This is a genomic window from Verrucomicrobiota bacterium (genome assembly GCA_027622555.1).
Lineage (GTDB): Bacteria > Verrucomicrobiota > Verrucomicrobiia > Opitutales > UBA2995 > UBA2995.
This window is the reverse complement of sequence record JAQBYJ010000017.1, coordinates 1-21,842: the sequence shown is the minus strand read 5'-3', so window position 1 is coordinate 21,842 and position 21,842 is coordinate 1. Positions and strand designations below refer to the sequence as shown.

At 46.3% G+C, this 21,842-nt stretch carries 16 protein-coding genes and 1 pseudogene; 7 read left to right on the top strand and 10 right to left on the bottom strand.

The genetic code is table 11. The features are described 5' to 3' along the window. Window positions 1–134: 134 nt before the first annotated feature. Window positions 135–920 carry a class I SAM-dependent methyltransferase gene (locus tag O3C43_06635; protein MDA1066163.1) on the bottom strand — a complete coding sequence of 262 codons (786 nt, stop codon included), beginning with the start codon at window positions 918–920 and terminating at the stop codon, window positions 135–137. Between the two features lie 316 nt (window positions 921–1,236). Here O3C43_06635 and O3C43_06630 point away from each other — a divergent pair, with 316 nt between their 5' ends. Continuing rightward, entirely contained in the window at window positions 1,237–2,508 is a 1,272-nt protein-coding gene (locus tag O3C43_06630) for a lactate racemase domain-containing protein (GenBank protein MDA1066162.1), read from the top strand. 152 nt (window positions 2,509–2,660) lie between these two features. On the opposite strand, the gene O3C43_06625 is transcribed toward O3C43_06630, so the two are convergent. Beyond that, on the bottom strand, window positions 2,661–3,014 hold the full coding sequence (locus O3C43_06625) for a hypothetical protein (protein ID MDA1066161.1): 354 nt from the start codon (window positions 3,012–3,014) through the stop codon (window positions 2,661–2,663). A 94-nt stretch (window positions 3,015–3,108) separates the two neighbouring features. Here O3C43_06625 and O3C43_06620 point away from each other — a divergent pair, with 94 nt between their 5' ends. The 3 genes from O3C43_06620 to O3C43_06610 all read left to right on the top strand — a co-directional run bounded on the left by O3C43_06620 (window position 3,109) and on the right by O3C43_06610 (window position 6,932). Then, window positions 3,109–4,962 (top strand): arylsulfatase, encoded by a 1,854-nt coding sequence (locus O3C43_06620; GenBank protein ID MDA1066160.1) that lies wholly within the window; start codon window positions 3,109–3,111, stop codon window positions 4,960–4,962. An 87-nt stretch (window positions 4,963–5,049) separates the two neighbouring features. Continuing rightward, window positions 5,050–5,820, top strand: a complete 771-nt coding sequence (locus O3C43_06615; GenBank protein MDA1066159.1) for an SDR family oxidoreductase — start codon at window positions 5,050–5,052, stop codon at window positions 5,818–5,820. Window positions 5,821–5,840: 20 nt separating this feature from the next. Further along, window positions 5,841–6,932 (top strand): mandelate racemase/muconate lactonizing enzyme family protein, encoded by a 1,092-nt coding sequence (locus tag O3C43_06610; protein MDA1066158.1) that lies wholly within the window; start codon window positions 5,841–5,843, stop codon window positions 6,930–6,932. Window positions 6,933–6,959: 27 nt separating this feature from the next. Here the strand turns inward: O3C43_06610 and O3C43_06605 are convergent. The 6 genes and pseudogenes from O3C43_06605 to O3C43_06580 all read right to left on the bottom strand — a co-directional run bounded on the left by O3C43_06605 (window position 6,960) and on the right by O3C43_06580 (window position 13,847). Beyond that, window positions 6,960–7,076, bottom strand: a pseudogene (locus O3C43_06605) (GNAT family N-acetyltransferase). Window positions 7,077–7,119: 43 nt separating this feature from the next. Then, window positions 7,120–8,733 (bottom strand): DUF1552 domain-containing protein, encoded by a 1,614-nt coding sequence (locus tag O3C43_06600; protein MDA1066157.1) that lies wholly within the window; start codon window positions 8,731–8,733, stop codon window positions 7,120–7,122. Continuing rightward, entirely contained in the window at window positions 8,730–10,715 is a 1,986-nt protein-coding gene (locus O3C43_06595) for a DUF1592 domain-containing protein (protein MDA1066156.1), read from the bottom strand. Before O3C43_06595 ends, O3C43_06600 begins: the two co-directional genes overlap by 4 nt. Window positions 10,716–10,770: 55 nt before the next feature. After that, window positions 10,771–12,255 carry a sulfatase gene (locus tag O3C43_06590; protein ID MDA1066155.1) on the bottom strand — a complete coding sequence of 495 codons (1,485 nt, stop codon included), beginning with the start codon at window positions 12,253–12,255 and terminating at the stop codon, window positions 10,771–10,773. Window positions 12,256–12,258: 3 nt separating this feature from the next. Then, the gene (locus O3C43_06585; protein MDA1066154.1) at window positions 12,259–12,438 is read right to left on the bottom strand and encodes a hypothetical protein; all 180 of its coding nucleotides are present in this window, start codon (window positions 12,436–12,438) and stop codon (window positions 12,259–12,261) included. Next, on the bottom strand, window positions 12,438–13,847 hold the full coding sequence (locus O3C43_06580; GenBank protein MDA1066153.1) for a hypothetical protein: 1,410 nt from the start codon (window positions 13,845–13,847) through the stop codon (window positions 12,438–12,440). The genes O3C43_06585 and O3C43_06580 overlap by 1 nt, the downstream gene beginning before the upstream one ends. A gap of 185 nt (window positions 13,848–14,032) precedes the next feature. On the opposite strand from O3C43_06580, the gene O3C43_06575 reads away from it, so the two are divergent. Both O3C43_06575 and O3C43_06570 read left to right on the top strand, forming a co-directional pair. Next, window positions 14,033–15,529 (top strand): sulfatase, encoded by a 1,497-nt coding sequence (locus O3C43_06575; protein MDA1066152.1) that lies wholly within the window; start codon window positions 14,033–14,035, stop codon window positions 15,527–15,529. Window positions 15,530–15,602: 73 nt separating this feature from the next. After that, complete coding sequence (locus O3C43_06570) at window positions 15,603–18,143, top strand: DUF3604 domain-containing protein (protein ID MDA1066151.1); 2,541 nt, start codon at window positions 15,603–15,605, stop codon at window positions 18,141–18,143. A 13-nt stretch (window positions 18,144–18,156) separates the two neighbouring features. Here the strand turns inward: O3C43_06570 and O3C43_06565 are convergent, their stop codons facing one another. Together O3C43_06565 and O3C43_06560 are read right to left on the bottom strand one after the other, a co-directional pair. Continuing rightward, window positions 18,157–19,071: an alpha/beta hydrolase-fold protein gene (locus O3C43_06565; GenBank protein ID MDA1066150.1), complete on the bottom strand. Its 915-nt coding sequence runs from the start codon at window positions 19,069–19,071 to the stop codon at window positions 18,157–18,159. A gap of 136 nt (window positions 19,072–19,207) precedes the next feature. Beyond that, window positions 19,208–20,653: an amidohydrolase gene (locus tag O3C43_06560; protein MDA1066149.1), complete on the bottom strand. Its 1,446-nt coding sequence runs from the start codon at window positions 20,651–20,653 to the stop codon at window positions 19,208–19,210. A 394-nt stretch (window positions 20,654–21,047) separates the two neighbouring features. On the opposite strand from O3C43_06560, the gene O3C43_06555 reads away from it, so the two are divergent. Next, entirely contained in the window at window positions 21,048–21,806 is a 759-nt protein-coding gene (locus O3C43_06555; protein MDA1066148.1) for a hypothetical protein, read from the top strand. The last annotated feature ends 36 nt before the right edge of the window (window positions 21,807–21,842 follow it).

Below are 21,842 nucleotides of genomic sequence, written 5' to 3'. Positions count from 1 at the left end.
AAGTGTAGGGTTTCTTCTGTCCTCCAACGTGTCTCGCCCTTGGGCGGCGGCGGAAGCTGAAAGCGACGGATGGAAACCGCGATTCGTGAATCCAGGAATCCCGACTAAAGTCGGTCCTGCATTTGTTTTCGACTTTAAAAGGATTTAAGAAGATGTCTGTTACTCCCTTCATTATTATCACCTTTTTGCAGAAACACCAGGTTGTGATAAAAATGGATCGAAACGATGTTCTTATCAAGGTAGGTGGGCTCATAATTATCTTCGGTGAATTCCTCATAATTCAGTCCATCTGTTAGTGACTTTAAAAAGTTCATGCTGGTGTGAGGTGCATTTTTATCACTGGATCCACCCCAATCATGATTCAAGTTTTTCCCCCAGTAAGAGGTTTGAAGGTCTTCAATCGCGTAAATTCCATTCGGAGCCAGAAAGGGAAACAAAAAATTAAAAGTCGCAATAACATCGGGTGAGTAGTGGCTGCCATCATCTATTATAACATCAATATCTCCGATGTCTTTGACAACATTGGAAAGAAACTCCCTATCGACCTGACTTCCTTTAAAAGTTTTTATTCGGTCTTCCTCATGGAAAGACTTATCGTGAATATCGATCCCGTAAATATTACTGTTAGGGAAATAAGTCTTCCACATTCGAAGTGATTCACCTCCGTCTTTTGGTTTGGCGTAGCCTCCAATACCAATTTCCAGCACATTCAACTTTTTTAATCTGACGGGTTCAAAGTGATGCTGGTATCTTTTAGAGTAGAAATGCACGGCTTCCTTATCCGTTCCATACGCAACCGCGAGTTTTTGAAGGTCGCTACCGTATTTAAATCGGTATAATAAATGCCGGATTTGTCGTTTCCTTTTGAGACCAATACTATCCTTAATTTTCCTCGAAAATAATTGGAATAAGTTGCTCATAATTAATCAACACAAGGACAGTTGTGCGGTTGTGCTTTGTCTAACTGTGGTGAAACAGCATTACCTAAAATTCATTCGCGTTTTATAACAACTTCATAATCCAATTTATCGGGAAGGTTTCAGCAACCATTTGCGATGCCAAGCAAAGGCCACAGCCAGGTGCACGATGAAGGTCTCGAACTAATTATAAACTGGATCAAGGGGATGGCATAAACCTAAAAGGTTCATGGTGCCAGAGGGATTCTTACAACTATTATTCAACGATAACGCGTATCGCTTGCAATATAGCCAAATACAATAAAACTTCTTTTTTATCATGCCCGATTATCCCGATATTTTCCGAGTCCGCCAATCGTTTGAACGCACGGTGATTACTGACATCCCCGCTGAAGTTGATGCCCAACTTTCAATGTTGAAATTAAGAGACAAGGTCCGGCCAGGCCATACGGTGGCCATCTCCGCGGGCAGTCGAGGTATCGCCAATATTCATTTGGTTATAAAAGCGATTGTTGATCATTTTAAAGGTCTGGGAGCCAAACCCTTTATTGTTCCTGCGATGGGAAGTCACGGAGGAGGAACTTCTGAAGGGCAACGCGGTATTATCGAAGGCTACGGTGTGACTGAGGAATTTTGTGGCTGCCCCATTAAAGCCAGCATGGAAACAATCATTGTCTGCCAGGCGGACGAAGGATTTCCGGTTCATTTTGATAAATATGCATCTGAGGCGGACCATGTCGTTGTGTGTGGTCGAGTTAAACCCCACACCAACTTCTTTGGAGATATTCAGAGCGGTCTGATGAAGATGATGCTTATCGGTTATGGTAAGCACAATGGTGCCAGGATTTATCACCGTGCGATCAAAGATTTTGAGTTCGGTCAAATTGTCAGAAGCGTTGGAAAGGAAGTTCTTTCCAGGTGTAATGTGGTTGCTGGAGTAGGTATCGTTGAAAACGCTTACGATGAAACAGCAAAGATAGCAGCAGTCGCTCCTGAAGAATTTGAAGAACGTGAGAAAGAGCTGCTTGTATTAGCTAGAAATTGGCTTCCGCGCTTACCTTTTGATCGTTGCGACCTCCTGCTTGTCGATGAAATCGGAAAAAACATCAGTGGAAGCGGACTGGATACTAACGTAGTTGGTCGAAAAGATGGGTACCACAGAGCTGGACCAAATGAATTTCCAAATATTCGGTTCATCGGAATTCGTGGGTTAACGGAAGAAACCCATGGCAATGGTTGCGGTATCGGCGTTGTGGAATTTTCTCTCACACGAGCTATTGATCAGGTGGACATGAATATCACACGTATCAATTGCTTGACGGGTGGAGAAGCTTCTGGAGCCATGGTTCCTATTCATTATCCCACAGACCGCGAAGTCTTAAACTCCGCCCTTCCACTAATTGGCTTAACCGAGCCTTGTGATGCCAAGCTGATGTGGATTCAAAATACACTCCACGTCTCCGAGCTGGAATGTTCGGTTGCTTATTTGGATGAAGCTCGGGAACGGGACGACCTCGAAATAATCGTCGAACCGCGTCCGTTGCCGTTGAACGAAGAAGGCATGTTGCCGGAAGTCAAAACGCTAGGCTAGTTGAATCGCAACCGGGTTCATTCCTCGAAGCTTGGTTCGTCGCTGACTTTTCCGATTCATCGAGCCCCGAAGCCCGAGGGGTTGCTTTGTTATGATGCTTCTTTGCTTGCTGCGGAGTAGCAAAGCAAGGGCGAAGATTTCACTTGTAATCTCTAATCCTTCACGATTTTCCCGATTGCTAGCCCGGCAAGACACCAGGTGATACCTGGGTCAACTAAGGTATCAAGGCTGTAGGCCGGATGAGATTGGGAACGTTTAAACTTGTTATTCCCCGATGCTTGGAGGGTGTTGAAGGGAACGTTTGAAATCGCGGAGATCGCCAGCCATTTGGACAAGCTCAAGGAATACAAGCTGGCTCCTACATTTTGACATGCGAAAGTAGCTGTAGGAGTGACCTTGGTCGCGAATCGAATACCAACGATGTCTGCTGGATTCTTGCGAGCAAAAGAAAAAAGAGCTTGTTCTTGTATTTCAGATCCCCCGATGCTTGCAATTGGGAGTTTCATTTGGTTTGAGATTAGCAGGACGCTTGTTTGTTCATTAAAGACTCTAATCCGGCTTGAAGATGGGGTCAGATGTCCTTTATTTTTAAATTTGTTCATGAGATTCCTCCTCTACCCAATAACTTTGATTTTCGTTTTGATGGCCTTCGGCTGTCCCGCCCAAAAAGGAAAGTCACCTCTGTTTGGCTTTAACCAGGTTCATACCAATGTGATTGTGATCATAACGGATGATCAAGGCTATGGAGATATTTCTGCCCATGGTAACCCCTACTTAAATACGCCCAACCTCGATGCTTTACACAAAGATAGTGTCCGACTCACCAATTTTCACGTTGATCCTACCTGCTCGCCCTCAAGGGCAGCCTTGGCGACAGGCCGCTATTCAAGTCGGGTAGGGGTATGGCTCACCTACGGCGGACGTAATCATCTGCGAAAAGACGAAATGACCATGGCCGAGGTTTTTAATAATAGCGGGTATAAAACCGCAATGTTTGGCAAATGGCATTTGGGCGATAACTATCCCTTCCGGCCACAGGATCGAGGGTTCGAGGAATCGCTTATTCACGGAGGTGGAGTGGTGGGTGAAACTCCAGATTTTTGGAACAACGACTATTACGATGATACCTACTTGCGCAATGGCGAGCCGGAAAAAACGGACGGTTATTGCACCGATGTTTGGTTTCGTGAGGCGGGTGATTGGATAGAGAAGAACCAGAATGAGCCGTTCTTTGTCTACCTGGCGACCAACGCTCCGCATGGTCCTCTTCACGCACCGATAGAATTCATTCAACCCTTTTTGGATGCTGGAATCCCCGAACGAAGAGCCCGTTTTTATGGGATGATAAAAATCATTGATGAAAATTTGGGTCGTCTGCGAAGTCGCCTGGAGGAAATGGAAATTGCTGAAAACACCCTTATCATTTTCATGACGGATAACGGCAGTGCTGCGGGAGCAGAACTAACCGAGATACCAAACGGGTTTGTCGAAACAGGCTACAATGCCGGGATGCGTGGAATGAAAACTTCAGCCTACGAAGGCGGTCACCGGGCGGCTGGTTTTTTTCATTGGCCTAAAGGTGAACTGATCCAAGGCAATGATGTGCCCCATTTGACCGCGCACATCGATGTGCTTCCAACATTGGTTGAGTTGTGTAATTTAAAGGTTCCCGGCAAAGTACAATTCGATGGCGTTGATCTTACTCCTTTGCTTCGGGGCGATCCTGATCTCTGGGAAGACAGAAGCATCGTCGTTCATCACCAAGGTCGGTTTGGCGACTTTGTTGGCGAAGGATTATTAATCAAGAATAAGGATTATTCTGTGATGACTGATCAATGGAGACTCGTGGGAGAAGAGCTTTATGACCTGTCGATTGATTCAGGTCAGAGATCAGATGTGGCCGCTGTTAATCCCAAGGTTGTTAAAAAGCTAAAAGAAACCTACGAAACGTGGTGGAAGGATATTGCCAAACGTTCCCATGAATATGTGCCCTTCGTCATCGATGATTCAAAACAGAAATGCTACACTTTCTCTTCACAGAACTGGCATGGAGATGCCGTACCCTACAGTCAACAACACGTTCGAACAGGAATGAAGGCAAACGGGTTTTGGGCAATTGATGTAGTGGAAAGTGGCAGCTATGACATTTCTGTCCGGAGATGGCCGAAGGAAGTCGACGCTCCTATAGGCGGAACGGTGGAGCTCGGACCCTACGTTGCGGAGTTGCACAATCATTCGAGCAAAATAATTAACACACCAACCTTGGCTATTCCCGTCAAAGCGGTCCGGCTAAAAGTAGGAGACTACGATCAAACGGTTTCGGTTTACCCAACCGATGAAGAAGCCCGTTTCAGTGTCTATCTTTCAGGCGGTGAACAAAAAATACAATCCTGGTTGATTGATGATGGTAATGAGTCAAGGTCAGCCTACTATGTATATCTAACAAAGAGCTAATGCATCCCTTACCATGGAAATTCGATTCCAGCCAAAACTCTCAACTCTTTCGAATTATGAATGTTACAAACTTGGTTTATCCGAACTATGAATACGTTGGAATCATTTAATCTCTCAGGTAAAACGGCCCTGGTCACAGGCTGTAGTCGAGGTATTGGTCAAGCGATGGGAATTGCCTTGGCTGATGCCGGGGCAAACATCATCGGCGTAGCAGCTCACATGCCACTTAAAGATTCCGAACTTGAGATTGCGGTTAAATCTTTGGGAGGACAATTTTCAGGTTACGATTGTGATTTTTCCGATAGAGCGGCCTTGTATCATTTTATTGACGCTGTTAAATCTGAGCACCCTTGCATCGATATTTTAATTAATAATGCCGGGACCATCCTGCGTATGCCTGCTGCCGAGCATACCGATGAATATTGGGACCAAGTGATCGAAGTAAATTTGAATGCCCAGTTCATACTCACCCGTGAATTTGGTAAAGAGATGCTGAAACGTGGGAGCGGCAAGGTCATATTTACGGCTTCATTACTTACCTTCCAAGGCGGTATCACAGTGCCTGGTTATGCAGCTAGCAAAGGTGGAATCGGCCAATTGACCATGGCATTCGCCAACGAATGGGCAGGGAAGGGTGTTAATGTTAATGCTATCGCTCCAGGATATATCGCTACCAAAAATACGGAAGCCCTCAGGGAGGATCCCGTCCGCAGCGAACAAATTTTATCCAGGATTCCGGCTGGTCGTTGGGGCGAACCGGACGATTTTAAAGGACCGGTTGTGTTTCTCGCTTCTGATGCAGCCAATTATGTCCATGGAACAACTCTCCTGGTGGATGGCGGCTGGATGGGACGATAATGAATGCCAACGATTAACTTATGAGTGAGATAATTAGAATCGAGACCAAGCTTTATAATATTCCGTTAGTCGAGCGGCTGTATGATGCACAACACGGGATGCACAGTCATTTTGAATTAGTAGTTGTAGCAGTTTATTTGAAAGACGGTAGCGTGGGTAACGGTTATACTTACACTGGAGGTCGAGGTGGACAGGCTATCAAAGCGATGTTGGACTTTGACTTGGCACCGGCACTGAAAGGGCAGGAAGGAACCGAAGTTGAGGCAATCAATGAATTCTGCGAATGGTATATTCACTATGTAGGTCGTGGTGGAATTGCCTCATTTGCTATTTCTGCGTTGGATATCGCTCTTTGGGATATTCGTTGCAAAGAAGCAGGTCAACCTTTGTGGCAGTACCTGCAGGGAGATAACCCTTATTGTAAGGTTTATCGAGGAGGAATTGATTTGGATTTCCCGCTTCCAAAGCTTTTGGATAGCGTTCGGAACCATTTGGCGGATGGATTTAATGCCGTAAAAATTAAAGTGGGTAAATCTGATTCAGATGAGGACATTGAACGTATAAAGGAAGTCCGGAAATTGATTGGTGACGACGTCATTTTCATGATTGATGCCAATTTTTCCATGACGGTAACCAAGGCCATTGAATTTGCCAAAGAAGTGGAACCCTATAATATTTTTTGGTTCGAGGAGCCTACCATACCCGACGATTATTCCGGGTATGGAAAAATTGCCGACGCAGTTAAGATTCCCTTGGCCATGGGTGAGAATCTTCATACCCTCCATGAATTCGGATACGCCTTTGATAAGGCAAAACTCTCATTTATTCAACCAGATGCATCCAACTGCGGCGGAATAACCAATTGGCTTAAGGTCGCTCAAATGTCGCGAGTTTATGGAATTTCCGTGTGCTCCCATGGTATGCATGAACTGCATGTAAGCCTTGTTGCCTCCCAATCAAACGGCGGGTGGGTTGAGCACCATAGTTTTCCAATAGATGAGTATACCAAGCGACCGCTTGTGAAAAAAGACGGTCTTGCTGTTGCTCCTGACACTCCCGGCATCGGAGTTGAATTTGATTGGCAAAAACTGCGACCCTATCGGGACCTATAAATTCATAGTGGATCAATTGTTTCTTACTCAATGATCGTCCCCATGGTATATCCACATAGGTTCTGTTTTACCTGAGCGTTGAAATCCCAGGCTTTCATAAAACGCAACGGCTTCCCCATAGGCAGTGAGCTGTTGTTGATGGAAATCAGGAATGATTTCACCTCAGGGAAGAGACTGACATTAAGAATCAACCGTTTTGTGTACCAGGCTTACTGTTTCCAAAGAGGCTTTTTATGTCGGTGATTTTCGTGATGAGCAGTTGTGCGCCGACAGTGCTTCCATTACCGGTTAGCGTGATAGGTGTGCCCACATGGTATGCGAGATTGAAATTATGGAAATCTCGGAATTCTATTTCAATACGGACGGGTTCCTTGCCATCAATGTCTATGTAAAATACGCGAGCCTCATCGAGATTGTCTGACATGCGGAGGCGGCCTTGTGCAGTAATTACACCGGCTTGATGCTTCACCCAGCTATTGAATGGTTGCTCGCGAAATTCATTAAAGCGACCTCCGTCGAGACCCGGTAATGGTGAGCTTGAAGCTGAAAACGAGTCGGTTTCGATTCCAAATATTTTTAGCAATGTCAAATGAAGGTTACTAAGCTCCTGATTCTTTGAATAACGAATATACCGGCCGGTCTTTATGCGTCCGTTGCCATTACCCGCCAAAATAATCGGGATCCGTTGTGCCGTATGATTATCACTATGACCCATGCCGGATCCAAACAGAACAATGCTGTTGTCAAGCAAGCTTCCGTTTTGATCCTTGTAAGATTTTAACTTGGTCAAAAGGTAATCAAATTTCTCCATATGCCAAAGACTGATCTTGAGAAGCGATTCCAGATTTGTGCGGCTAAAATTACGGAAGAAATGGGATAGGTAGTGGTGCTGTTCTTTAATGCCAAGGAAATCGAAAACCATCCGACTGTTACTGTTGCCGAGCATATAGGTGATGCAGCGAGTCGAGTCTGTCCAAAGAGCCAGAGCGATAATGTCGATCATGGTTTCGACCTGCTCGTTTAAATTGGAGCTCATTCCCGGACGTTGAAAGTTTGTGAAGTCGAAATGTGCGTTGCTCTTTACTTGATCCAGATTCTCGATACGACGTTCGGTTTCGCGAACTACGGTGAGATATTCGTCAAGAGTTTGTCGATCCTCACTTCCAGCCTTTCGAGCCAGAGTCTTCGCATCGTTGTTAACGCGATCCAGGATACTTGTCATTGCAGCTCGCTGATTCGGATCACTCATTGGATTCCTAAACAATCGATCAAATACCAACTGAGGATCGCTTTCTCTCGGGATGGCTCCTCCGTCCTTATCGTACGAAATGTAGCTACAGCCAAATTGTCCGGTAAAAAGTCCTTCGGTGGTGAGCTCCAGGGAGCGATGAGCGGTATCCCCACCAATCTTATCCGCTATCAGTTGATCTACCGAAGCACTATCTTTATTCTCATGGTGTCCAGACAGGAAACGACGTGTGGAGTTGGCGTGGGAGGAAAAACCAAAGTCGCCCATATTGTCGAGTATGAGCAAGTCGTCCTTATGTTTCGAAAATGGTGCCATGAGAGGTGACATTCTAAAGTCGAATTCTTTGCCTCCATTAATATTCCAGGATGGTGGATGGACCCCGTTAGGCTTGAAAAGAGTCAGGAACCTCAATGGTGCTGAATCCAGATTGGAAGCTCCACCAATTATATGGCTCGTCTTTGCTTCCATCAGGTTGAGAAAGGGTAGCGGTAATACAGTGCCGGCCAATCCTCTTAAAAAGGTTCGACGGTCAATTTTCCAGTTTCTCGTCATGATTCGTTCTTCGGGCTAGGGGAGATGTAGGTCTGTTGAAATGGTAGGCTTAAGGCTACTTCGATGAAAAGATCACGCCATGAACCATTGGTTTCGTCAATCTTTTCAGTGATCGTGGTTACTGTAGGGCGATCGAAGGATTCGAGTTTTCTGCACAGAGCGTATGCCAATACTTGCTCGACCACATTCCGGATGATATCCTGGCGCTTGGCTCCAAGAAGTAATTGTTTAAGGCCTTCGAAATCTTCGAAACCTTCGCCGCTTGGTAATTGCCCGGACGTATCGATCACTTCCAGCGAGTCTTCATGTTCCGATATCCTGCGTGGTGCTTTATAATTGGGATCCAGTTTAAATGCGCCACTGTCGTCATAGGCCTGCAAAGCAAAGCCGAAGGGGTCGATGCGATCATGGCAACGAGCGCAGGTCGGATCACTTCTATGCTGTTCAAAACGTTCACGAAACGAAAGTGTTTCATCGGGCATGGCGGACTTGATTGCGGGAACATCGGCAGGAGGTTCTCCGAGACGTTCTCCCATAATTCGCCTCAACATCCAGGTGCCGCGCAATATAGGACCTCGATTCATAGCAAGGATTCCAGGCATCGTGAGAATGCCGCCGCGACTTTCTGTGTGCTCGAGAGTGATACGTTGGTTGGGAACCAATTCCCGTTCTATTCCCTTGAACTTAACGTACTTCTTCAATTGTTCGCTGTCTTTGGGGTAGAAGGACGCTGTGATGTAATTGGTAAACACAATCTCCGAGTCAATGAGCTCCATGACAGGTCGATCTTCAGTAAAGAGATAATTGAGAAAATCCAGTGGCTGGCTGCGCAGTGCTTCACGTTCGGTGACATCTTCGGCGGCTTGATCAATATCTGCAAGATCGAGCCATTGGCCGCCAAAACTTCCGGCAAGACTTCGTGCCTTCGGAGAGGCTAACATTCGATCGATCTGCATGGTCATTTCATCGGGATCATCCAAGCGACCTTTGTTTGCTACTTTGATCAGTTCTTCATCCGGCATATCTTCCCACAAGAAGTAAGATAGACGTTCAGCCAGTTCATATTTATCGACCAATTGTTGTTTGCCAACCTTGCTTTCCAGCAGATGCCCACGATAAAGAAACTGAGGAGAGACTAAAAGCACCTTCATTTCCGTTTTGGTAGCATCAACGAGAGCCTGACCTTCAAGGCCTTTAAGCGTGCTCAGGATTTTGTTAATCGCATTTCTTGGAAGTGGGCGACGGTAGGCAAGTGTTGAAAAGGTCCGCAGAATCGACTTGGCTTGAGCTTGACTCAATTGGGTCGGAGTAAAGGCATCAGGCAATTTTTCCCCGATTAACTTTTCAAGTTGAGGAAGCCTGTTATCAGAGAACAATTCCTCAAGTGCTCGATCAGCAAGGTAGGCATACTGCTCCCAAATATTGGAAGACAAGCGGGCTGCATTTGTGTCATTGATAAATCCGCTTTCTCCAGGTGGATCGGTTGGAAGCAGTTTAATTACGAGGGATCTTTCTGCCTTGGTTTGTTCCGCCGCTATTATGGCTACCTCAAGATCGAATCCAAACAGTGTTCGGAGTGTGTTTCGGTATTCGGGAGCAGATAATCGTCGTGGCTTGAATTCACCTGGACGCGCTTCAACGGATCTAACAAAGCGATCTTCATACCAGTTAATAACTAATTGTGCTTCTTCAAGGCTTGGCCGTAGGTCCTCTTCTTCAGGAGGCATTTCTTCATAGGCCAATCTATCCGAGACCGTCTCCCAAAGTTCAAAATGTGCTGTCACATCCGCTTCGTTGTTAATCAGAGTGAAGTCTACCTCGCCCTTAACTTTTTCACCACCATGGCAGTTGATGCAGTACTTTTGCAGAATGGGTTGAATATCCGCATCGAAATCAACACCAAAACTATTGGCAGCGAAAGCGATTGTGAGAACTGCCAATACAGGCTTTGAAAATTTCGATCTAAGGGGATAGATATTCATGGGTTATTTAGAAACAAAACTGGCGAATGAAGGAATCGCAAAGTTTTCTTTCAATCTACACTAAGGGACTTTTTGTAATATTCGCCGGATTGAATGGAATATTATAATCAACAGTTTCGGTTGATGCTTTGACAATGTAACCGGATCGGGCAATCAATTCGGGACCTGACAAAAATTCATCCCTTGTCTTCCTTAAAAGTAGGTTAAGTCGATCATCGAGAGTTTTCTGCAGTGAAGCAAATTCAGGTTTGTTTACCAGATTGTCCATTTGAAAGGGATCCGATTCGTTATCGTACAACAACCAGGGCCCATCCAGTGAGCGGCAATAGGTATAGCGTGTGGTTCGTACGCCCCGGTACTCTCGCCCACCTTTATCGCGAGTCCATTGACCAAACGGTGACGGGCAAGTCATTAATGCTGCGTGTTCGCTATCCGGCTCTTCGGTACCCAAAATGACCGATGATCTATTAATGCCTTCGACCTCATCCGGAATTGCGGTTTGAGTAAGACCAAGCAAGGTTGGCATGATGTCGGGTGTGTCGATGGGCATCGAAATAGCTCGTGCTTTGTTCTTCAACGCCTCCGGCCATCGAAGCAGAAACGGAATTCGTAACGATTCGTCCCAAGGTTGTTGTTTCTTCATTGCTCCACGCGAGTGTAACATGTCCCCATGGTCTGAGGTGTATACGAGAATGGTGTTTTCCGACAAACCTGTTTCTTCGAGTGTTTTCATGAGATCTCCCATGCAATCGTCCAGTGCCGTCATGTGAGCATAGTAGCCTTTGTAATCTTTCATCGCTACTTCCCTTTCGCTTTGAGGCACGTTTTTTCGTAAAATGATTTCTTTGTCTTCGTATAACTTATGGTATTTTTCTGGAGCGGTGTGATAGGGAGCATGAGGTGGCCCCCAGGAAAGAAATAGCGCAAAAGGAGAATCAGAATTCGACTGTGCGTGCCGCTCCAAATATGACTGAGCGTCTTTGGTCTGTTCGATGGCGTCGTAAGCCTTCCAATATTTCTTTTCAGATGAATCCCCGAAGTAGGGAGAATTATTGTAGTCATGAGTACACTCCAGGGCTTTCCAATATTCGAATCCCTGGCGACGTTCCGGAGGAGTAAATTCTTCGCGACCTTGTCCGTCGATGTGCCATTTCCCAATCCAACCCGTTTTATAACCAGCATCGTTCAGGCAATGGGCAATACTTTGATGTTCAGGCGCCAGGGACAGGTCATTTAAATAAAGACCGTGAGTGAGTGGGTATTTTCCTGTAATGAGTGTTGCGCGATGCGGACAACATACCGGAATTCCGGAAACTGCGTGAGTAAAGTTAATGCTTTGGCCAGCAAGTCGATCAATGTTGGGCGTGATGACATCTGGATTCCCGGCATAGCCGTGGTCGCATTGACGCCATTGGTCGGAGAATATATAGAGTATATTTGGTTTCATCGATTTTGCTTCTGCTTTTGAGCATCCAGCGGGAAGTGAAGCGGCTAAAGATGCTGCTGCCGTTGTTTTGATAAAGTCTCTTCGATTGATCATGGCCTATCTTTGTTCATTCTGACTCTGAATTACCGGGGCAATTACCAACCACATAATCGTTCCGATCAACATGGTCATTTTTACCTCCGACAGTTCCATGCTACCTAATAAATAAAGCACCGGCGGAACAATGGTTAAAACCAGGCCAAGGCGTGCCTGTATTTTCAATACGTATTTCATCATTAGATAGTTTCGACTATGGTTGGCTTCGAGTTGCGGCTAAGGATTAAGTAAAGTATTCCGCAAGCTATCCAGCAAGGCAATGGCAAGAACCAAGGTGACACACCTTGGAATTTATAGAAATACAGGGCAATTCCTACCGGTATTAACCAGGACAGAAGTACGGGAACACTGAATGAGGTTGAGGCTTCGGATTTTTGTAAGCTACTTCCATCGCCCTTTCGTTTGAAATGCCAATCGAAGAAAATAATAGCCCCTATAGGAGCAAGGATGGTTCCATAGATTCCGACAAAATCCAAAAGCTGCCATGCGATTGCTGGAAAAGTGCCTGCCAAGGTGGCAATGAAACCGGTAAACAGGGTTACTCGAAATCGAGACGCTTTGGGAATGATAGCTTGAAAGGCAAGGCCTGCCCGGTAAATAGTTGGGTTTGCCGTAGTCCAACCAGCAACAATGACACAGATGATTCCTGCCAGTCCTGTTACGCTATAAGCCATGGGTCCTGGCACAGGATTGGAATCACGGAGCAGCTTGATTTGAGCGGCGAGCATGAATGCTGCCGCAATCCAGGCCATGTAATGACCTACATACATACCAGCTGAGCTTGCCCAGCCGTAACTTCCTTTATTCGCAAAACGAAAAACCGACAAATCGGACATACCGAAATGCATGGCTGCATTGCAAAACCAGGCAAAGAACACCACGCTCCAGAAACTCATGGACGATTCGGACTGACCTTCCTGCGCGAATACAATCGATTCAGACCAAAGAGCATTTAAAGCAGACCAGTCAGAAACATCCAGCTGCTTGAAGGCCACCAGGCCGCATGCAAGAAAAACCAAAATCATCCATGGAGCAGCGACATTGGCAAATTTCGCGACCGTATCGTATCCCTTGGCGGCAACGATCGAAATGAAAAAGCCGACAACAAACACTATGAGTACAAATGAAACACTCGTAGGGAGAATATTTTCTCTGGTTGGCATTTCCATATCAAATGGAATCCCAACCGCTGTGGCAGACACCGTGATCATTGCGCCGGCGAGAAAACAAAAGAGGATGCCGTTCGCCAGATTGTAAATTACCACCAGATGCTTTCCTGCGATTTTTTCCAAATGGTAGTATAAGGTCAGTCGGGCTTGCGTGGCAATAGGTGCGCAAATGTAACGCCAACTAAGAACTGCCAACAAATTTCCAAGTAACAGGCCGGAAAAGATATTTTGAAGGCTTACACCGTTCAGTAGAAACAGGGGGCCAATCATAAACTCTGTTCCAGCACAGTGCTCTCCGGCATACATGCCCCAAAACTTGTTGGCCCCCTTCAACTGTGATTCAGGTACAGGTTCGCGTTCGTATTCGCCAAATGAACTGGCCTGGTGGTCAGGGTCGGTTGAGTAATCAGATTGGGTCACGTAAGAGAAGAAATGGTTTTGATTGTTGGGAATGGGAGATCCGCAATTTGTGGTGGGAAATTGGGTAGTGTCAACTATTTGACTACTCTGCCTGGAAGTTCTTTCTGCTTGGAGGAAGTTTTTCGCACCTTCCTCATTGCTTCTGAAAACGAACTGTTTTTAACTGCACTAATCTCTCGAATTGTATGATGCTTAAAGTCCTGAAAATAAAGTGCCTCAATTTTGTTCTGTGGATCATTGTTACTCCACTGCTGGTTTTCGGAGGAGACAGGCCTAACCTCTTGATTATTTGCACCGACGAACACAATTTTCGGACATTGGGTTGCTATCGGGAACTACTGTCGGAGGATCAGGCATTTGTCTGGGGGGAAGGAATCGCAGTTGAGACCCCGCATATTGATTCGTTGGCCAGGGATGGGGCAATTTGTACCAGTTTCTATGGTACGACTCCTCTGTGTGGACCGTCCCGTGCTTCTTTGATGACAGGGCTTTACCCTCATGCCACCGGTGTGCCTGTAAATGATAGTCCCCTAAAAGACGGTATACTTACATTCGCCGAGGTTTTGAGCCGGCAAGGTTATAAAACCGGATATTTCGGAAAATGGCATTTGGAAGGCACAGCGAAACCTGGTTGGGCACCTGAACGAAAGTTTGGTTGGGAGGATAATCGTTACATGTATAACCGCGGGCATTGGAAAAATATGGAAGATACACCGAACGGACCGCGGGTGAATACACCCATAGGTAAGAATGGTGAACCTACCTACGATTTGGGTGATGCTGACGAGGAGACTTATCCAACCGATTTCTTAACGGACCGAACTATTGAGTTTATGGAAAGGAACAAGGATGAGCCGTTTTGTGTGATGCTCAGTATTCCCGATCCGCATCAGCCGGATACGGTTCGGCCGCCTTACGATACGATGTACAACCACTTCAATTTCGAATCACCTAGAACGCTTTTTGAAAAAAACGAGGAATCGCCCAACTGGATCGTGGGAAACGAGGGGGACCTTACCAATGATCTATTGTTTCAAGAGGAAGATATGGCCGGGTATTTTGGCATGGTTCGATTGATAGACGACAATGTCGGTAAGTTGTTGAGATTTCTTGAGCGGCAGGAACTCGATAAGAATACCATCGTCGTTTTTCTTTCAGACCACGGCGACCTGTTGGGTGAACACGGGCGCTTGAACAAGCGCTCGCCCTATGAAGGTTCAGCTATTTCGCCTTTGATCGTTCGGTATCTGGGGAAGATTAAAGAGGGGAAGGTAATTCATTCTGCAATGACAACAGCTGACTTTGGACCGACGATGTTAAGCCTTTTGAAAAGCGAGAACAGTTTGGGAGATATTCATGGGCGTGATGTATCCCGTCAGTTTTTGAGTTCTGCGAAAGTTGTAACAGAGGAAGAGGTCGTTTATCTTCGTGGTGTGATGGGTCCATTGGGGCCGCCCCCTTATTGGTTAGCGGCGATCGACTATCGCTATAAATTGGTCATCTCCAAAAGTGAACCACCGTGGTTGATCGACTTAGATAAAGATCCGGATGAGCTGATAAATTTTTACAGTCGCCAACGCGAAATAGCTTTGGATCTTTCTGGTAAGCTGAAACAGTTACTAATCAAAACCGCTGATACTGCTTTGAACGACCCGGAGCTCATGCGGTGGTTGGAAAACTAGTCCTAATTTATTAAAATATTCTCTCACCCCTAACAAGTATCTCGAAATGCAAAGTGATTTTAGGCAACCCCTGATGATAATTGGCTGTGTTTGTTTCGTATGCTTCTTTCAAAGTGCAATTGCACAGCAAGCTGACTATTTGTCGCCTGAGCTTCGGCAACATGTGGAACAATTAAAGCAATCATTCCAAAATGCTCCTACTAATCCAAACAATTACTCCGGACGCGCCAAGGTCCTCTGGGATTGGGCCAACGCCTTTGCACTATCAGGCGGTTCTCTTCCGGTGAATCTGACAACTGCGGTGCGTCCGGTGCTTCCCGACCCTCCTACTCGACGGAACGGACAAGGTATCGATTTTTACATTAAAGAACTCACGCTTTTGGATGAAGAGCCGAATGCCTTGGGCACGCTCACCGCTGATTTGGGTCCTTTTGAAGCGCGGACGTTTGTAACGGTGGTTCAAAGATACACCGTTGGATCCAAACCCATTGTGAGGGGTGGTGGTATTCTGGTGGCGCGTCATTTCATGCCTGGCTATGGGCAATACCAGGATGAGGATCCGGCTGGAGATAATTATATGACGATAACAAGCAGTAATGCTTCAGTCGAATTTCGGGCAGACGGCATTCCGGTGAGCGGGATGCATGGAGGTTTTCGAGGTGCGGCACCGGCCCGGATTTATCGAATTGAAAAAGGAACGCTAAATTCAGGCGATGTGGTAACGATTACTTATGGAGATAAATCGGGAGGTAGCCGAGGTTGGCTGATGGGGTCTGCGTCCACCGACTTTCTTCCGGTTCCTTTGTATGTTGATTTTGATGGCAGTGATCATACCTATGCATTGCCGATCCAGCCAATTCGAGTCTCAGGGACAGAATTGGCAGGTGTGCATGTTTTTTCCCCGTCCGTTGTCAGACCTGGAGAAACATTTGATATATCTGTCCGTGCACAGGATAGGTTTTATAACCGGGCTAAGGGTGCCATTCCCGGGTTCAAAGTTTACGCAAATGGAAAGCCTTGGGTGACGACTCAAAAATCGAGTCAGGCGATAACGGTCATTAAAGGTCTGACGTTTGAAGAAGAAGGATCGTATCAGATTTCGGTTGTTTCAGACGATGGTTCCATTTCCGGAAATGGAAATCCGGTCCTGGTGTCCCGGACTGCCCGGAAAGTCTATTGGGGTGACACGCATGGTCATTCCGGTTTTGCCGAAGGAATTGGAACTCCCGATCATTTTATGGAATGGGCAAAGGAAGATGCGCGTCTCGATTTCGTGACGCACTCGGAGCACGACATCTGGATGGACGACAGCGAATGGGAAGAGTTGGTCAGCAATGTAACCGACTATTCTGAGCCGGGAAGGTTCACGGCCTATCTAGGATATGAATGGACCACCCAAAACCAGTGGGGAGGACATCACAATGTCCTCTTTCGCGACTTGGAAAATAACTTTCGCCTTCCCAATCAAATCTACCCAACTTTATCCAGTCTGTTTCAAGGATTAAGAACAAACTTTCTGATGGAAGACGTATTGGTAATTCCTCACGCACATCAGGCAGGTGACTATCGTCAGAGCGATCCTGAATTAGTGACTCTCGTAGAGATCATGTCCAAGCATGGCACCTTCGAATGGTTCGGTCGCATGTACTTAAATCATGGGCACGAGGTTGGCTTTATTGCTGCCAGTGACGATCATTTGAGTCAACCTGGATACACCGCTCCTTCCGAGAGTTACCATTCCCAACGAGGCGGCCTTGCTGCTGTGTTGGCTGAGGAGAATACCAGGGACGGGATTTTCGACGCCATGAAATCGTTACAGGCCTATGCGACAAGCGGAGACAAAATTATTCTCGATGTTTCAATCAATGGTGTGGGGATGGGAAAGCGTATTCCTTTTTCGGAGGATCGAACGATCAAAGGTAGAGTGATAGGAACCGCACCCATTGGATCGATCACCGTAATAAAAAACGATGAGGAGATTTGGCATAAGGATTACCTGACGATTGAATCCGGTGACTATGCAGATGAGGAAGATTTCTATATCACTTTTTCAAGTGAATCGTTTCCCATGCACGCACAGGATAATCCTCGTGGAACACGCGGGTGGGGCGGACGTTTGGAAATATCGGGTGCCGAAATTCTGGCCTTCGAAGGGACTGATTTTCTGCATCCTGAAGTGAGTAGCTTGAGTAGGGATCCAAGGAACGCGAACGCACTTCTTTTCGAAACAGGTACGAGGGGAGATACCAGCTCGATCAAAGTGCGACTTAAAAATGTGAGCGAGGATACGCGCATTCATTTTGATTTTAATGCGACTACCGAGACGGGTAGTCCACCTCGGTTTCGTCAGCCAGCGAGGATTCGGCCTGCGAAGGTTGATTTGGCTTTCAAGGATCTTCAACGAGGACAGACCGTAAAAGCAATACCTCTGGATGTGTATCGCGATCGGGTTACCCTGCGCCGGGTCATCAACAAGGGCGAGACCGATGTCAGTTTCGAGTTAAAAGATCAGAGTAACCTGCAGGGCGAGTATTATTACGTCCGTGTCGTGCAAGCCAACGACGCTATGGCCTGGTCGAGTCCCATCTGGGTCGGCGGCTACGAGCCGCGTTAGTTTTTACAGGACGCTATTTGAGTTTTTGCCTGAACAGCCAATCCCAAACGTCTGGTGTAGGGTCGCAGCGATCGCTGGAAGTGTGGGTGATAAATCCTTTTTCCGCTTCATCGCCTTTGTAGTAAAAGGCATAGTCGCTCGCGTTGTGTTTCACGTCCTTGAGCACGGTAAATTTCAAGTTTCCTCCGGCGGCCTTCATGGAATCAAATATCTCCTGGGAGAAACTAAAGGGAACAGTAGGATCCACATCGCCGTGGAACGTCCAAATGGGAACGTCTTTGAAGCGAGTTTTATCTTTCCAGGGAGGGAGGCCACCCGCGGTGGGAATTGCTGCAGCGAAGCGTTCCGGAGCTTCCCACAAGGCGTTCCAGGAACCCGCACCGCCCATCGAGTGCCCCATCACATAGATGCGCTTTTTATCCACGCTGAAGTCCCTGCTGATTTTATCCACGAGCAGAAATGCCATGGACAGACTTCCGGTAGAGGTAACATCCGTTGTGTAACGACCGGATTCGAAACGTTTTTGCCAGGCTGGGCCGAAACTGGCAATTTCTTCTGCTGAAAGTTCGGGATTCCGTTCGTTGAATACAGACCATGAATCCCAGGACTGGGGCGCAACTACGATGCAGGGATATTTCTTGCGCCAAGCCTTGTCGGCAAAAACCTCGGTCCAATTCCGCATCTGTGTTTCGTTGTCATCCCCGATACCCCCGCGACCATGCAGGTTTAGGATAAGCGGATATTTCTTTTTTGGATTATAATTTTCGGGCAAGAGGAATCTATAAGGCATTCCTTCAAAGGTATGTGCCTCGTAGACGTTGAGAACCTCGGGTGCAATTCCGGCACCTTTGTTGCGAGTCTCATTTTGGGCGGAAAGGAATGATTGGCTGAGGAGGAGGGGGACAATGAATTTTACTAAGGAATTCATGGGTGTTTTTTCTGGATTGTTTTGAAACGCATAATTGTAGGAGCAAATTTATTCGCGACTCGTGAATCAATAAATATTCGGGTCGCGAACAAGTTTGCTCCTACATTTTATAGTGAGATTCGTGATGATTTTAACGTTATTTCCGGTAATCGAGTGGTGGATCGCGGTCACCCAGGAGTGGATAGTAATCAAAGTCTTTGCCTCGGGCTTCATTCCATTCTGTTCGGGCTTTCTTAATGAGATTTGGGTCTTGAAAAAGATCGGCGGCTGTCATGGCAAGTGTCTTGGCGGCATTAATCATGCCTTTATGACCGATACTGGTACCTCCCGCAGAGACCGCCTGCCACGTATGTGCCGAGGTTCCGGGTACCCACGTAGCCGTGCCTAATCCGGTTGTCGGAACTAGCCAGCTAACATCTCCGACATCCGTGGATCCTCGAGTAGAGCTTAGTTTATACTCGGCGATTTCTTTTTCGGATCCAATTGTCCTACTGGGTTGAACCAGTGTTTCGTACAGGTCCTTTGCAAATACTGTTTCTTCTTTTGAGTAATGGACGCCTCCGACGGTTCGGAGATTTGTATCCATGAGTTTTGCTAAAGCTTGGTTCGGGAGCACATCGTAGTTTCCGTGAATGACTTCGTATTTCATAGTTGTGCCCGTACCCAAGGCGGCTCCTTCAGCGGTCAGAACCAAGCGTTCAAAAAGTTCACGGACAACTTTGTAGTCCGGATGACGAATATAATAAAAAACCTCGGCAAATTCCGGAACAACATTGGGGGCTTCTCCACCTGAAGTGATCACGTAATGGATGCGCGTGGTTTCTGGAACATGTTCACGCATCAAATTAGCCATATAATTCATCGCCTCTACGCCATCTAGAGCGGATTTTCCTTTTTCAGGTGCGGATGCTGCATGTGCCGCAACTCCATAAAACCGAAATTTAGCAGATTTATTGGCATTCGATGATTGAGGAGATGCATTGTTTTGGTCCGACGGATGCCAATGCAGCATCACATCTACATCGTCATAAAGTCCTGCGCGCCCCATATAGACTTTCCCGGATCCGCCTTCTTCAGCCGGTGTCCCATAAAGACGGATAGTCCCTTTCAGTTTACCCAACTCAATTTGTTCCTTGATCGCAATAGCCGCGGCCAACGATGCCGTACCAAACAAATGATGTCCACAAGCATGCCCAGCTGCTCCTTCAATGCGCGGATCTCGTTCTGTCGTTGCATTCTGAGATAAGCCCGGCAACGCATCAAACTCCCCCATGATACCTATCACCGGTATTCCACTTCCATACGTTGCGACAAATGCTGTTGGAATTCCGGCCACCCCGCTTTCGATTCTAAACCCTGCCGCTTCGGCTTTACTCTTCAAGAGCCCCGAGCTCTCGTTTTCGAGGTAGCCTAGCTCGGCCAGTTCCCATATCTTCTGGGCAGTATCGGCATACTCGGAGGCATACGAATCAATAGATGTCTCAAGTTTGCTCTTAATGCCTTGCGCGCTTACGGTGTGGATCAGGCAGAATAAGGAGCTCAACAGTGTGAAATTCTTAATTGAAAATCTAAAAATAGTCATAAAGGTGATGCAGAATTAGAATGCCATTTTTCAACGTGATCATACTGAAAAATTATGGCAATTCCAGAAAGCAGATTTGTTATTCTAAATCGAAAAAGAGAGAATCTTCGACATAATTAACAAATTGGAGTTTAAGGTTTAGCTACACGGAAATATGTAGTTATTTCCTATGATTTATTTGGAAAGCCGACAATGACCTGATCTGTTTGATTTTAGCTTAGGCTCAAATTGAATTAAGAGAAAACACTATCAAATTTGGGCGTAACAACGGCAGAGAACCTTTAGTGGAATCACCTAGAGATTTACTAGGGTTAAACGCCTGAAAGCGTAGGAAAATCGCCTGATAGATCTTTATCCCTGAGTATGGTAATCTATCGAAATCGATTTCACCGAAATGAGTTTTTTAAAAAATCAACTAGCACAATATTTAAGGGGAATTGGGGATGCTTTTCCTAATTATTCTAAGCGATGTATCACCGCTTTAGGAATTCTCTTACTACCATCCACTGAAGTTTTCGCACACGCTACGGGTGAAAATTATATTTTTCTTTCAATCTCCAAGGAAGGTGTAGCGACTGGGAATTTCACTTTCCATCGATCTGATTTGGCCGAAAAACTCGGAATCGAACTGACTCCTGGTACCACAAAAGAATCCAATGGATTTGTCAGCAATAGCGCTTCCCAAGTCCATGATTACATAAAGAATAGGTTTTCAATGAGTGCTGAAGGAGCAGCGCCAGTTGACATCCAATTCACAGGACAGAGCGTTATGGAGGATTTTCCAGCCTTCGTGGAGTATCATTTTCGTGCGGAATTTGGTTTTGTACCAGAAATAATCGATTTCAAGCATGAGTTGATGTATGAAAACGACCAATTTCATCGGGGAATGATCTGTTTGAATTACAATCCGCTAACTGATACGCATTATCCGGAGGAAACCGTCGCACTAATATTCAATCGTATCGAGGATGTGCAGCAGCTGGATCTACGTAAACCGATCAAGGACCTCCTAATGCCGAAGCAATTTATTTGGCAAGGCATTTTGCATATCTGGATAGGCATTGATCATATGCTTTTCCTTGTGGTGTTGATTCTTCCCGCCGTGTTGATGCGCAAGAAGGGGGTGCAGGACAAATTCTTTCCGTATCGCTGAAACCCTTTATTTTGGGCTTGAAAGTGTCTAGCTACT

Coding starts and splice junctions, on each gene's coding strand:
- O3C43_06560 (MDA1066149.1), bottom strand. CDS start 20,653: ATGACTATTTTTAGATTTTCAATTAAGAATTTCACACTGTTGAGCTCC.
- O3C43_06565 (MDA1066150.1), bottom strand. CDS start 19,071: ATGAATTCCTTAGTAAAATTCATTGTCCCCCTCCTCCTCAGCCAATCA.
- O3C43_06570 (MDA1066151.1), top strand. CDS start 15,603: ATGATAATTGGCTGTGTTTGTTTCGTATGCTTCTTTCAAAGTGCAATT.
- O3C43_06585 (MDA1066154.1), bottom strand. CDS start 12,438: ATGATGAAATACGTATTGAAAATACAGGCACGCCTTGGCCTGGTTTTA.
- O3C43_06615 (MDA1066159.1), top strand. CDS start 5,050: ATGAATACGTTGGAATCATTTAATCTCTCAGGTAAAACGGCCCTGGTC.
- O3C43_06625 (MDA1066161.1), bottom strand. CDS start 3,014: ATGAAACTCCCAATTGCAAGCATCGGGGGATCTGAAATACAAGAACAA.
- O3C43_06595 (MDA1066156.1), bottom strand. CDS start 10,715: ATGAATATCTATCCCCTTAGATCGAAATTTTCAAAGCCTGTATTGGCA.
- O3C43_06635 (MDA1066163.1), bottom strand. CDS start 920: ATGAGCAACTTATTCCAATTATTTTCGAGGAAAATTAAGGATAGTATT.
- O3C43_06620 (MDA1066160.1), top strand. CDS start 3,109: ATGAGATTCCTCCTCTACCCAATAACTTTGATTTTCGTTTTGATGGCC.
- O3C43_06610 (MDA1066158.1), top strand. CDS start 5,841: ATGAGTGAGATAATTAGAATCGAGACCAAGCTTTATAATATTCCGTTA.
- O3C43_06555 (MDA1066148.1), top strand. CDS start 21,048: ATGAGTTTTTTAAAAAATCAACTAGCACAATATTTAAGGGGAATTGGG.
- O3C43_06630 (MDA1066162.1), top strand. CDS start 1,237: ATGCCCGATTATCCCGATATTTTCCGAGTCCGCCAATCGTTTGAACGC.
- O3C43_06590 (MDA1066155.1), bottom strand. CDS start 12,255: ATGATCAATCGAAGAGACTTTATCAAAACAACGGCAGCAGCATCTTTA.
- O3C43_06575 (MDA1066152.1), top strand. CDS start 14,033: ATGATGCTTAAAGTCCTGAAAATAAAGTGCCTCAATTTTGTTCTGTGG.
- O3C43_06600 (MDA1066157.1), bottom strand. CDS start 8,733: ATGACGAGAAACTGGAAAATTGACCGTCGAACCTTTTTAAGAGGATTG.